Genomic DNA, 12409 nt, shown 5'->3' on the forward strand with positions numbered 1-12409 from the left:
GAAGAAAGACTGTGTGTCGCTTAGGCGAGTGCGGCGTCGGTGTCCATCAACACCTTGCTGCCGGCGCGCGCGGTGCGCATCAGCATCACGGTCTCGGGGAACAGCTTGGCGAAGTAGAAGCGTGCGGTCTGCAGCTTGGCGACGTAGAACGGATCGTTGTTGCCGGCGGCGATTTCACGCAGGGCCACTTGCGCCATGCGGGCGAACAGGTAGCCGAACACGAAGTGGCCGGCCACGCGCAGGTAGTCGACGGCGGCGGCGCCCACTTCGTCGGGGTTCTGGAAGCCCTTGAAGCCGATCTCGGTGGTGAACTTGGTGAGCTGGTCGCCCAGCATCGCGATCGGGTTGATGAACTCGGCCATCTTCTCGTTCACGCCTTCTTCTTCCACCAGCTTGGCGACGAGCTTGCCGAACTTCTTCAGCGAGGCGCCGTTGTTGCCCAGGATCTTGCGGCCCAGCAGGTCCAGCGACTGGATGGTGTTGGTGCCTTCATAGATCATGTTGATGCGGTTGTCGCGCACGAACTGCTCCATGCCCCATTCCTTGATGAAGCCGTGGCCACCGAAGACCTGCATGCACGAATTGGTCGCGATGTGGCCGTTGTCGGTGATGAAGGCCTTGACGATGGGCGTGAGCAGCGCGACCAGCTCGCCGCTGTCCTTGCGCACCTTCTCGTCGGGGTGGTTGTGTTCCTTGTCGAGCAGCAGCGTGCAGAAGATCTGCAGCGCGCGGCCGCCTTCGGCATACGCCTTGGCCGTGAGCAGCATCTTGCGCACGTCGGGGTGCACGATGATGGGGTCGGCTTCCTTGTCCTTGGCCTTCACGCCCGAGAGCGAACGCATCTGGATGCGGTCCTTGGCGTAGGCCAGCGCGTTCTGGTAGGCCACTTCGGTCAGGCCCAGCGACTGGTTGCCCACGCCCAGGCGGGCGGCGTTCATCATCACGAACATCGCGGCCAGGCCCTTGTTGGGCTCGCCCACCAGCGTGCCGGTGGCGCCTTCGATCACGATCTGCGCGGTGGCGTTGCCGTGGATGCCCATCTTGTGCTCCAGGCCGGCGCAGAAGATCGGGTTGCGCTCGCCCAGCGAGCCGTCGGCCTTGACGTGGAACTTGGGCACCACGAACAGGCTGATGCCCTTGCTGCCCTTGGGCGCGTCCGGCAGGCGGGCCAGCACCAGGTGAATGATGTTGCTCGTCATGTCGTGCTCGCCGGCCGAGATGAAGATCTTGCTGCCGGTGATGCGGTAGGTGCCGTCCGCCTGCGGCTCGGCCTTGGTGCGCAGCAGGCCCAGGTCGGTGCCGCAATGGGGTTCGGTCAGGCACATGGTGCCGGTCCACTCGCCGCTCGTGAGCTTGGGCAGGTAGGTCTTCTTCTGGTCGTCGGTGCCGTGCGCGGCCAGTGCCTCGTAGGCGCCGTGCGACAGGCCCGGGTACATGGTCCAGGCCTGGTTGGCGCTGTTGAGCATTTCGAACAGGCACTGGTTCACCACGAACGGCAGGCCCTGGCCGCCGAAGGCCGGGTCGCACGACAGCGCGGGCCAGCCGCCTTCGACGTACTTGGCGTAGGCGTCCTTGAAGCCGGTGGGCGTCTTGACTTCGTGCGTGGCCTTGTCGAGCACGCAGCCTTCTTCGTCGCCGCTGATGTTCAGCGGGAAGGTGACTTCGGCCGCGAACTTGCCGGCCTCTTCGATCACGGCGTTGATGGTGTCGGCATCGGTCTCGGCGTGGGCCGGCAGTGCCTTGAGTTCCTCGGCGACGTTGAGCACTTCGTGCAGCACGAACTGCATGTCACGCACGGGGGGGTTGTAGGTAGGCATCCGGGACTCTCCTGGTCGAAGCTAGATAGATTGGAAAAAACGAAAACGGAAAAACGAAACGGGCCGCCGTGGCGCTCAGCGCACGGTCTTGAGGCGGCGCGTGCCGCGCGCGGCGGGCGCAGACTCGGCGGCGTTGGAAGCAGGCGGCGCGTCCGGCGTGGCGGCGCGCGCAAGGATGTTGTCGAAGCCGACGTTGGCGCGGCCGATGGAGCCGGGCACCTGCAGGAAGCGGGCTTCGTAGTGCAGCGCGAGGATCAGGCCGTGGATCTCGAACCCGACCTGGCGCTCGTCCGCGTCGGCGCGCAGGTGGCCTTCGGTCTTGGACTGCACGATGGCGCGCAGCACGGCGGCCTGCCAGATGCTGACCGACTCGACCAGCGCGTCACGCACCGGGCCCGGGCGGTCGTCGAATTCGGAGGCGCCGCTGATGTAGATGCAGCCCGAGTCGATTTCGGTCGAGGTGCGCTTCATCCAGTTGGCGAACATGGCGCGCAGGCGCGGCAGGCCGCGCGGCGCCTGCAGGGCGGGGAAGAACACCTCCTGCTCGAAGCGGGCGTGGTATTCGCGCACCACCGAAATCTGCAGTTCCTCGCGCGAGCCGAAGTGGGCGAACACGCCCGACTTGCTCATCTTGGTGATTTCGGCCACGGCGCCGATCGACAGGCCCTCGAGCCCGATCTGCGCGGCCAGCGCCAATGCGGCGTCGACGATGATGGCCTTGGTCTGCTGGCCTTTGGGGGCGGCGCGGGCCGGCTTGGCGGGAACGGCGGTGGCAGACATCGTGAAAGCTCCGAATAAAACGAACGGTCGTTCTATTTTGCAGGGGCTTTGCACTTTTGACCGCAAATGACCTTGGGCGGCGCTGGGTTAATAAAGGTTAGCCAAAGCAAGGGGCGGCCGCCAGGGGGCCGCACCCTTGCCCGGCGGGATCAGAACTCCTGCGACACGGGCCGCAGCACGACCTCGTTGATGTCCACGTTCGCCGGCTGCTCCACCGCGTAGACGATGGCGCGCGCCACCGAGTCGGCCGGAATCTGGTTGGCGTCGTAGAAGGCCTTCACCCCGGCGGCGCTCTCGGCGTCGCTGCTGCCGAACTTCAGCTCCGAGTCCACGGCGCCGGGCGACACGATGGTCACGCGCACGCCGCTGTTGCCCACCTCCACGCGCAGGCCTTCGGAGATGGCCCGCACCGCGTGCTTGGTGGCGCTGTAGACCGTGCCGATGGGCGTGAACACCTTCAGCCCGGCGATCGACGCGACGTTCACGATGTGGCCGCTGCCCTGCGCCTGCATGCGCGGCAGCACGGCGGCGATGCCGTAGAGCACGCCCTTGATGTTGACGTCGATGGTGCGGTCCCACTCGTCGACCTTGAGCTTGTCCAGCGGCGACAGCGGCATCACGCCCGCGTTGTTGACCAGCACGTCGATGCGACCGAAGGCCTCGACGGTGGCGGCAGCGAGCTTTTCCAGATCGGCGCGCTTGGCCACGTCGGTGGCGACGGCGATGGCGTCGCCGCCGGCCTCGCGGATCTCGGCGACGAGCTTGTCGAGCCGGTCGGTGCGGCGGGCCGCGAGCACCACCTTGGCGCCGCGCGCGGCCAGGTGGCGCGCCGTCGATTCGCCCAGGCCGCTGCTCGCGCCGGTGACGATGGCAACCTTGCCCTGGATGTTGTCTTGAATGGAGGTCATGGAATTTCCTTGGAGGAGTGTTGAAGAAGTGCATGCAGTGTGGAAAATCCACGCGTTCCAGTAAATGAAGCTCTGGCGACTTCAGAATTCCCTAAAAAGGAACACCCCATGTCCAACCGCCTCGAAGCCCTGCGCGTGTTCTTCACCGCCGCCGATGCCGCCAACTTCCGCGAGGCGGCCGTGCGCCTGTCGGTGTCGCCGCAGGTGGTGACGCGCGCCGTGCGCGAGCTTGAAGAAGAACTGGGCGAGCCGCTCTTTCACCGCAGCACGCGCGGCGTGCAGCTCACCGATTTCGGGCGCCAGTTGGCCGAGCGCGCCCGCGTGGCCGTGGGCGGCGTGGACGAACTTTTCCACCGCATCGACCGGCGCGCGCTGTCGCAGCACACGGGCACAGTGCGGGTCACGGCGCCGCATGTGTACGCCCGGCTGATTCCGCAGGCGCTGGCGCCGCTGCTGGAGGCACACCCGGGGCTGGTGCTCGACCTGCGGCTGTCCGAGCAGCATGCCGACGTGGTCGACCAGCAGATCGACCTCGGCGTGCGCGTCGGCCCGATGCGCGACGCGCGCTTCGTGGCCCGGGGTGTGGGAAAGATGTCGCTGTGCGTGGTGGCATCACCCGCACTCATCGAGCGGGTCGGTGCGCCGCGCACCGTCGATGCGCTGTCGGCGCTGCCGGTGACGGCGCTGATCGACCACAGCTCGGGCCGGCCGTGGCCGTGGGCCTTCAGCAAGAAACGGGTGTTCACCGTGTCGTCGCCCGCGTTCGTGACGGACAACATCGACGCCGAATGCGCCGCGGTGCTGGCGGGCATCGGCTTCGGCCAGCTCATCGGGCCGCTGGCGCAGCCGTGGCTGCAGTCGGGTGCGCTGGCGGAGGTGCTGGCCGCCGAGGCGCCCGAGCCCTGGCCGATCCACGTCTACCGCCCGCAGCGCGCGCCGGTGCCGGCGCGCGTGCGGCTGGTGTACGACGAGCTGGTGCGCGTGCTCAGAGCTTGAAGGGCACGACTTCCTGGCGCTGCTCGCCCAGGCCTTCGATGCCCAGCGTCATCACGTCGCCCTTCTTCAGGAACAGCGGCGGCTTCATGCCCATGCCGACGCCGGGCGGCGTGCCGGTGGTGATCACGTCGCCGGGCATCAGCGTCATGAACTGGCTCACGTAGCTCACGAGCTTGGCCACGCTGAAGATCATGGTCTTGGTGCTGCCGGTCTGCACGCGCTGGCCGTTCAGGTCGAGCCACATGGCGAGCTTCTGCGGGTTCTCGATCTCGTCGCGCGTGACGAGCCAGGGGCCGATGGGGCCGAAGGTGTCGCAGCCCTTGCCCTTGTCCCAGGTGCCGCCGCGCTCGATCTGGTATTCACGCTCGCTCACGTCGTTGATGGTGCAGTAGCCGGCCACGTAATCCAGTGCGCTCTTTTGCGAAACGTAGCGCGCCTTCGTGCCGATGACCACGCCGAGCTCGACCTCCCAGTCGGACTTGACCGAGCCCTTGGGCAGCATCACCGGGTCGTTCGGGCCCTGGATGCAGCTGGTGGCCTTCATGAAGACGATGGGTTCCTTGGGCACCGGCAGGCCCGACTCGGCCGCGTGGTCCGCGTAGTTCAGGCCGATGGCGATGAACTTGCCGACGTTGGCCACGGGGCTTCCGAAGCGCGGCTTGCCCTTGACCAGCGGCAGCTTGTCGAGCTTGGTCTTGCGCAGCTTGGCAAGGGCGGCATCGCCGAGCTGGTCGGGACCGATGTCCTTGACGATGGCGCTCAGGTCGCGCAGCTTGCCTTCGTTGTCGATGAGGCCGGGCTTCTCTTTGCCGGGGTTGCCGTAGCGGACGAGTTTCATGCGTTCCTTTCAGTGCATTGAAATAGGGAATGGGGTCAGTAGGTGGAGCGGCCACCGGAGAGGTCGAAGACCGCGCCGGTGGAAAACGAACAATCGTCGGTGCAGAGCCAGCCGACCATCGCGGCCACCTCTTCCACGGTGCCGAAGCGGCCCATGGGAATCTTCGAGAGCATGAAGGCGATGTGGTCGGGGGTCATCTGGTCGAAGATGGCGGTCTTCACCGCCGCGGGCGTCACGCAGTTCACGCGGATGCCGGTGTCGGCCAGCTCCTTGCCGAGCGACTTGGTGAGGCCGATCACCGCCGCCTTGCTCGCGCTGTAGGCGCTGGCGTTGGGGTTGCCTTCCTTGCCGGCGACCGAGGCGATGTTGACGATGCGGCCCTCGCCCTTCGTTCCCTGCCTGCGCATCTGCGCCACCACCTCGCGGCAGCACAGGAACACGCCGTTGACGTTGACCTCCATCACCTGGCGCCAGTCGTCGACCGGGTAGTCCCACAGCTTGACGTTGGGCCCGGTGATGCCGGCGCTGTTGACCAGCGCATCGATGCGCGGCGCGTGCGCGAGCGTGGCGGCCACGGCCCTTGCGACCGACGGCTGCTGCGTCACGTCGACCTTCAGTGCGAAGGCCTTGGCGCCCAGCGCTTCGGCCGCGCGCCCGGCGGCCTCGTCGCGGTCCCACAGCGTGACGCTGCCGCCCGATGCGACGAGCCGCTGCGCGATGCCCAAGCCCAGGCCCGTGGCGCCGCCGGTGACCACCGCATGGCGGCCTTCGAAATCGAGCCGGTTCATATCGTGATGCCGCCGTCGACCGTGAAGTACTGGCCGGTCGCGAAGATGGATTCGTCGCTGGCCAGGAACACGACCACCGGCGCGATCTCCTCGGCCTGCGCGAGCCGGCCCATGGGCTGGCGCGCCACGAAGGCCTTGCGCGCGGCCTCGGGGTCGGCGTTGGCGTTGATGCGATCGCCCAGCGAGGGCGTGTCGACCGTGCCCGGGCACACGGCATTGCAGCGGATGCCGCGGGCCACGTAGTCGGCCGCCACGCTCTTGGTGAGGCCGAGCACGGCCGCCTTGGTGGTGCCGTAGACGAAGCGGTTGGGCAGGCCCTTCATGCTGGAGCACACGCTGGCCATGTTGATGATGCTGCCGCGCCCGGCCGCGAGCATGCCGGGCAGCACGGCCTGGATGGTCCACATCTGGGCGCGCACGTTGAGGCGGAAGGCAAAGTCGAGGTCGTCGTCGCCGGCCTGCTCGATGGTGCCGTTGTGCACCACGCCCGCGCAGTTGAAGAGCACGTCGAGCGTGGGCAGCTGCGCCACGACCGCACCGATGGCGGCCTTGTCGAGCACATCGAGCTTCAGGGCCGTGACGTTCGCCACGCCGGCATAGGCCGACAGCAGCTGCTCGTTGACGTCGGTGGCCCACACATGGGCGCCCTCGGCCGCGAGCGCCAGCACGCTGGCGCGGCCGATGCCCTGGCCGGCGGCGGTGACGAGCACGGTCTTTCCCTTCAATCTCATGGTCGGTGTCTCCTGGGGGTTCTGCGGGTGCGCGGGTGAGTTCGGGTTAGGCCCGATGGGTCACAACTGTGAATCGCCGTATTCTGAATTGGCCTTACCACTTGTCCAATTCAGGACAACCCTTAAGCCGATCCACCGCCTCGCCCGCACCCACACCCTGCTCCCGTGCCGCTCCAGACCGTCGAACCCCAACGCCTCTATCGCCAGATTGCCGACCAGCTCCGGGGGCTGATCGCCAAGGGCGAATTCGACGTGGGCGCGCGCCTGCCCGCCGAGCGCGACCTGGCCAAGCAGCTGGGCGTGAGCCGGCCCTCGGTGCGCGAGGCGCTCATCGCGCTGGAGGTCGAGGGCTGGGTCGAGGTGCGCACCGGCTCGGGCGTGTACGTGCTCGACCGCTCGCACCGCGCCAGCGCGCCGGTGGCGCCCACCGAGTGGGGGCCGCTGGAGCTGATCCGCGCGCGCCGCGTGATCGAGGGCGAGACCGCCGCCATCGCCGCCCTCTCGGGCAAGCGCAAGGACGTGGACGCGATGACGCGCGCCATAGCCACCATGCGCGAGATGGCCGACCGCAACGTCATGCCGCTGGACGGCGACCGCGCCTTTCACCTGGCCATCGTCGACGCCAGCGGCAACGTGGTGCTGGTCGAAACGGTGCAGGGCTTCTGGGATTCGCGCCGCGGCCCGATCTTCACGCGGCTGGGCGGCTACTTCGAGACCGTGACCTCGTGGCGCGCCGCCATCACCGAGCACGAGGCGATCCGCGACGCCATTGCCGCGCGCGACGCCGACGCCGCGCGCAGCGCGATGCACACGCACATGGACAACTCGCACCACCGTTTCAGCGCGAGCTGGCGCCGCGCCAAGCCTTCCTGATTTTTCGCCAGCCTTCCTGCCAGTTCACTACAACGGAGACACACCCCATGATCAGCAGCAGCAAGAACAGCAAACGCACCGCCCTCAAGGCCCTGGCCGCCTGCGCCCTCGCAGCCGGCGTGCTGGGCGCGACAGGCATCGCCTCGGCGCAGACCAAGCTCAAGTGGGCGCACGTCTACGAGACCTCGGAGCCCTTCCACAAGTACTCGGTGTGGGCGGCCGAGGAGATCAAGAAGCGCAGCAACGGCAAGTACGACATCCAGGTGTTCCCGGCCTCCAGCCTGGGCAAGGAAGCCGACATCAACCAGGGCCTGACGCTGGGCACGGTCGACATCGTGCTGACCGGCGCGAGCTTCGCGGGCAACAGCTACAAGCCGCTGGCGATCACCTACTTTCCGTTCATCTTCCGCGACGCGGAGCACCAGCTGAAGTACGCCAGGAGCGACGTGTTCAAGGAGCTCGCCAAGGGCTACGACGACAAGACCGGCAACCACATCACGGCGCTCAACTACTACGGCGCGCGCCACGTCACCTCGAGCGCGGCCAAGCCGGTGAGCAAGCCCGAGGACATGAAGGGCCTGAAGATCCGCGTGCCCGACGCGCCCGCCTACCTGGCCTTCCCCAAGTCGCTGGGCGCCAACGCCACGCCGATCGCCTTCGCCGAGGTCTACCTCGCGCTGCAAAGCGGCACCGTGGATGCACAGGAGAACCCGCTGCCCACCATCGAAGCCAAGAAGTTCTACGAGGTGCAGAAGAACATCTCGCTGACCGGCCACATCGTCGACTCGCTGCTCACCGTGGTCTCGGGCCAGCTGTGGGCCAAGCTCAGCGCCGACGAGAAGAAGATGTTCAACGACGTGATGCAGGAAGCCGCCGAAAAAACCGGCCGCGAGATCATCGCCTCCGAGACCCGGCTGGTGGAGGAGTTCAAGAAGAAGGGCAACAACGTGATCACGGTCGACAAGGGGGCGTTCCGCGAGGCCGTGCTCAAGAACACCAAGCCCACCGACCACGGCTACCGCCAGCAGGACTACGACCGCATCATCGCGATCAAGTAAGGCCACACGATGAGCGACGACAAGCTGCTGGGCGACGACGGCGAGTTCCACGCCAAGGACGAGGCCGTCGACCTGTCCGGCACCACCGTGGAGGCCTGGGCCGCCCTGGGCATCTTCTGGGTGCTGGGCCTCACGGTGCTCTACCAGTTCGTGACGCGCTACGTGCTGAACGACTCGGCCTCCTGGACCGAGGAGATCGCGCGCTACCTGCTGGTGGGCACGGTGTTCGTGGGCGCGTCGATCGGCGTGGCGCGCAACAACCACATCCAGGTCGACTTCTTCTACCGCCACATGCCGCCGGCCATGGGCCGCGCGCTGGGCTTGCTGGTCGACGTGCTGCGCACGGCGTTCTTCGCGGCGGCGGTGGTCATGACGGTGCAGATGATGCTCAAGATCGGCAACAACGCGAGCATGACCATCGTCGACCTGCCGATGAACATCGTCTACGGCGTGTGCCTGCTGGGCTTCGTCGCCATGTGCGTGCGCTCGGTGCAGGTGAGCGTGGTGCACTGGCGCCGCGGCTACTGCGTGCTGGAGCGGCCCGAATCCACGATCGACGACCGCTGAGGTCGCAACCCCACTCCATCACGACAACAACATGCTGAAGATCGCCTTCCTGCTCTTCATGAGCGCCGGCATCCCGGTCGCCGTGGCCATGGCCGGTGCCTCGCTGGTCTACATCCTCTGGAGCGGCAACCTGCCGGGCTTCGTCGTCATTCACCGCATGGTGAGCGGCGTCGACAGCTTTCCGCTGCTCGCCGTTCCCTTCTTCATCCTCGCCGGCAACCTGATGAACAACGCCGGCATCACCAACCGCATCTACAACTTCGCGCTCGCGCTGGTGGGCTGGCTCAAGGGCGGCCTGGGGCACGTGAACATCCTGGGCTCGGTGATCTTCTCGGGCATGAGCGGCACCGCCATCGCGGACGCGGCGGGCCTGGGCACGATCGAGATCAAGGCCATGAAGGAGCACGGCTACTCGACCGAGTTCGCGGTCGGCGTGACCGCGGCCTCGGCCACGCTGGGGCCGATCATTCCGCCGAGCCTGCCCTTCGTGATCTACGGGATGATGGCCAACGTGTCGGTGGGCGCGCTGTTCATCGCGGGGCTGATGCCGGGGCTCATCATGACGCTGCTCATGATGCTCACGGTGGCCTACTACGCGCACAAGAACGGCTGGGGCGCGGACGTGAAGTTCCAGTGGCCGCGCCTCATGAAGGCGCTGGTCGAACTGCTGGTGGTGTGCCTGTGGCCGACGCTGCTGTGGTTCGCGGTCGACAAGTTCGGCGCGCCGGCCCAGCCGGCGGTGGCCATTGCGCTGGTGATTCTTTTCGCGGCCGACAAGATCTTCAAGTTCGAGGCGGTGCTGCCGATCATGACGCCGGTGCTGCTCATCGGCGGCATGGCGACGGGCCTGTTCACCGCCACCGAAGGCGCCATTGCCGCCTGCGTGTGGGCGATGGTGCTGGGCTTCTTCTGGTACCGCACGCTGCAGTGGAAGATGTTCGTCAAGGTGTGCCTGGAGACGGTGGAATCGACCTCGACGGTGCTCTTCATCGTGGCGGCCGCCTCGATCTTCGGCTGGATGCTGACGGCCACGGGCGTCACGGCCGACATCGCGGGCTGGGTGCTCAACTTCACCAAGGAAGCCTGGATGTTCCTGCTGCTCGCGAACCTGCTGATGCTGTTCGTGGGCTGCTTCCTGGAGACCACCGCGGCCATCACGATCCTGGTGCCGATCCTCTTGCCGATCTCGAACCAGCTGGGCATCGACCCGGTGCACTTCGGCGTGGTGATGGTGCTCAACCTCATGATCGGCGTGCTGCATCCGCCGATGGGCATGGTGCTGTTCGTGCTGGCGCGCATCGCCAACCTCAGCATCGAGCGCACGACGATGGCGATCCTGCCCTGGCTGGTGCCGTTGCTGTTGAGCCTGGGCATCATCACCTACTGGCCTGCCACCGTGCTGTGGCTGCCGAAGATCATGCAGTAACGACCACCGCCGGCGCACCCGCGCCGGCTCCGAGAACGATACCCACGATGACCCCCTACATCCGACTCCATCCCGCCGACGACGTCGTCATCGCGCGCTCGCAACTGCTGGGCGGCACGCGCGTCGAGAACGTGGCCGTGCGCGGCCTGATCCCGCCGGGGCACAAGGTCGCCATGCGCGCCATCGCGCAGGGCGAACCGGTGCGCCGCTACAACCAGATCATCGGCTTCGCGAGCAAGGCCATTGCCGCTGGCGAGCACGTGCACACGCAGAACCTGGACATGGGCCCCGACAAGGGCGACTTCGAACGCGACTACGCCTTCGGCGCCGACGTGAAGCCCGCGCCCGCGAAACGCGAGGCCACCTTCATGGGCATCCAGCGCGCCGACGGCCGCGTGGCCACGCGCAACTACATCGGCGTGCTGACCAGCGTGAACTGCTCGGCCACCGCTGCGCGCGCCATTGCCGACCACTTCTCGCGCAAGACCAATCCGCAGGCGCTGGCGGCGTTTCCGAATGTCGACGGCGTGGTCGCGCTCACGCACGGCACGGGCTGCGGCATGGACACGCAGGGCATGGGCATGCAGATCCTGGAGCGCACGCTCACGGGCTACGCCACGCACCCGAACTTCGCGGGCGTACTGGTGGTGGGGCTGGGCTGCGAAGCCAATCAGATCAACGCCTGGCTCGCGACCGGGCACCTGGCCGAAGGGGAGAACTTCCGCACCTTCAACATCCAGGACACGGGCGGCACGCGCAAGACCGTCGAGAAGGGCGTGGCGCTCATCAATGAAATGCTGCCGCGCGCCAACGCAGTGAAGCGCGAGCCGTGCAGCGCGGCGCACATCACCATCGGGCTGCAGTGCGGCGGCTCCGACGGCTACTCGGGCATCAGCGCGAACCCGGCGCTGGGCGCGGCGGTCGACCTGCTGGTGGCGCACGGCGGCACGGCCATCCTGAGCGAAACGCCCGAGGTGTACGGCGCCGAGCACCTGCTCACGCGCCGCGCGGTGAAGCGCGAGGTGGGCCAGAAGCTCGTCGATCGCATCAAGTGGTGGGAGCACTACACAGAGATCAACGAGGGCGAGATGAACAACAACCCCTCGCCGGGCAACAAGGCGGGCGGGCTCACGACCATCCTGGAGAAGTCGCTGGGCGCGGTCGCCAAGGGCGGCACCAGCAACCTCGAAGCGGTGTACGAATATGCCGAGCCCGTCACCGCGCACGGCTTCGTCTACATGGACACGCCGGGCTACGACCCGGTGAGCGCCACGGGCCAGGTGGCTGGCGGCGCGAACCTGATCTGCTTCACGACCGGGCGCGGTTCGGCCTACGGCTGCGCGCCCTCGCCTTCACTCAAGCTGGCGACCAACTCGGCGCTGTGGCAGCGGCAGGAGGAAGACATGGACATCAACTGCGGCGAGATCGTCGACGGCACGGCCTCGATCCAGGAGATGGGCCAGCGCATCTTCGAGCTGGTGCTGGCCACGGCCTCGGGCGCGCACTCCAAGAGCGAGCAGCACGGCTACGGGCAGAACGAGTTCGTGCCGTGGCAAGTCGGCGCGGTGATGTGAGGCCGGCGCAGCCCCTGCCCACCCGCCCCATCGGCCACGCCATCCCATTGAAC

12 protein-coding genes are annotated in these 12409 nt (G+C 67.2%); 6 read left to right on the top strand and 6 right to left on the bottom strand.

What is annotated here, in order from left to right; translation table 11 throughout:
- Positions 1-20: 20 nt before the first annotated feature.
- The 3 genes from FFI97_RS27440 to FFI97_RS27450 all read right to left on the bottom strand — a co-directional run bounded on the left by FFI97_RS27440 (position 21) and on the right by FFI97_RS27450 (position 3505).
- Entirely contained in the window at positions 21-1817 is a 1797-nt protein-coding gene (locus tag FFI97_RS27440; RefSeq protein ID WP_070060218.1) for an acyl-CoA dehydrogenase C-terminal domain-containing protein, read from the bottom strand.
- 75 nt (positions 1818-1892) lie between these two features.
- Positions 1893-2597, bottom strand: a complete 705-nt coding sequence (locus tag FFI97_RS27445) for a TetR/AcrR family transcriptional regulator (protein WP_070060219.1) — start codon at positions 2595-2597, stop codon at positions 1893-1895.
- A 149-nt stretch (positions 2598-2746) separates the two neighbouring features.
- Positions 2747-3505: an SDR family oxidoreductase gene (locus FFI97_RS27450; RefSeq protein WP_139701460.1), complete on the bottom strand. Its 759-nt coding sequence runs from the start codon at positions 3503-3505 to the stop codon at positions 2747-2749.
- A gap of 108 nt (positions 3506-3613) precedes the next feature.
- Between FFI97_RS27450 and FFI97_RS27455 the strand changes: the two genes are divergently transcribed.
- The gene (locus FFI97_RS27455; RefSeq protein ID WP_139701461.1) at positions 3614-4501 is read left to right on the top strand and encodes a LysR family transcriptional regulator; all 888 of its coding nucleotides are present in this window, start codon (positions 3614-3616) and stop codon (positions 4499-4501) included.
- Here the strand turns inward: FFI97_RS27455 and FFI97_RS27460 are convergent.
- From FFI97_RS27460 to FFI97_RS27470, 3 genes are read right to left on the bottom strand one after another with little or no spacing between them, the layout of a single operon-like run.
- On the bottom strand, positions 4491-5339 hold the full coding sequence (locus FFI97_RS27460) for a fumarylacetoacetate hydrolase family protein (protein WP_070060222.1): 849 nt from the start codon (positions 5337-5339) through the stop codon (positions 4491-4493). The genes FFI97_RS27455 and FFI97_RS27460 overlap by 11 nt on opposite strands.
- A gap of 35 nt (positions 5340-5374) precedes the next feature.
- Positions 5375-6127 carry an SDR family NAD(P)-dependent oxidoreductase gene (locus FFI97_RS27465; RefSeq protein ID WP_139701462.1) on the bottom strand — a complete coding sequence of 251 codons (753 nt, stop codon included), beginning with the start codon at positions 6125-6127 and terminating at the stop codon, positions 5375-5377.
- The gene (locus tag FFI97_RS27470) at positions 6124-6858 is read right to left on the bottom strand and encodes an SDR family oxidoreductase (protein WP_062471114.1); all 735 of its coding nucleotides are present in this window, start codon (positions 6856-6858) and stop codon (positions 6124-6126) included. Before FFI97_RS27470 ends, FFI97_RS27465 begins: the two co-directional genes overlap by 4 nt.
- A 165-nt stretch (positions 6859-7023) precedes the next feature.
- Between FFI97_RS27470 and FFI97_RS27475 the strand changes: the two genes are divergently transcribed.
- The 5 genes from FFI97_RS27475 to FFI97_RS27495 are packed head-to-tail and all read left to right on the top strand — an operon-like array spanning position 7024 to position 12356.
- Positions 7024-7731: a FadR/GntR family transcriptional regulator gene (locus FFI97_RS27475; protein ID WP_139701463.1), complete on the top strand. Its 708-nt coding sequence runs from the start codon at positions 7024-7026 to the stop codon at positions 7729-7731.
- Between the two features lie 47 nt (positions 7732-7778).
- Positions 7779-8789, top strand: coding sequence for a sialic acid TRAP transporter substrate-binding protein SiaP (locus tag FFI97_RS27480; protein WP_139701464.1), 1011 nt, complete (start codon positions 7779-7781; stop codon positions 8787-8789).
- Between the two features lie 9 nt (positions 8790-8798).
- Positions 8799-9356, top strand: a complete 558-nt coding sequence (locus FFI97_RS27485) for a TRAP transporter small permease (protein ID WP_070060225.1) — start codon at positions 8799-8801, stop codon at positions 9354-9356.
- A 31-nt stretch (positions 9357-9387) separates the two neighbouring features.
- Positions 9388-10782, top strand: a complete 1395-nt coding sequence (locus FFI97_RS27490; protein ID WP_139701465.1) for a TRAP transporter large permease — start codon at positions 9388-9390, stop codon at positions 10780-10782.
- Positions 10783-10829: 47 nt separating this feature from the next.
- On the top strand, positions 10830-12356 hold the full coding sequence (locus FFI97_RS27495) for a UxaA family hydrolase (protein ID WP_139701466.1): 1527 nt from the start codon (positions 10830-10832) through the stop codon (positions 12354-12356).
- The last annotated feature ends 53 nt before the right edge of the window (positions 12357-12409 follow it).

Source organism: Variovorax sp. KBS0712 (assembly GCF_006323185.2).
GTDB classification, from domain to species: domain Bacteria; phylum Pseudomonadota; class Gammaproteobacteria; order Burkholderiales; family Burkholderiaceae_C; genus Variovorax; species Variovorax boronicumulans.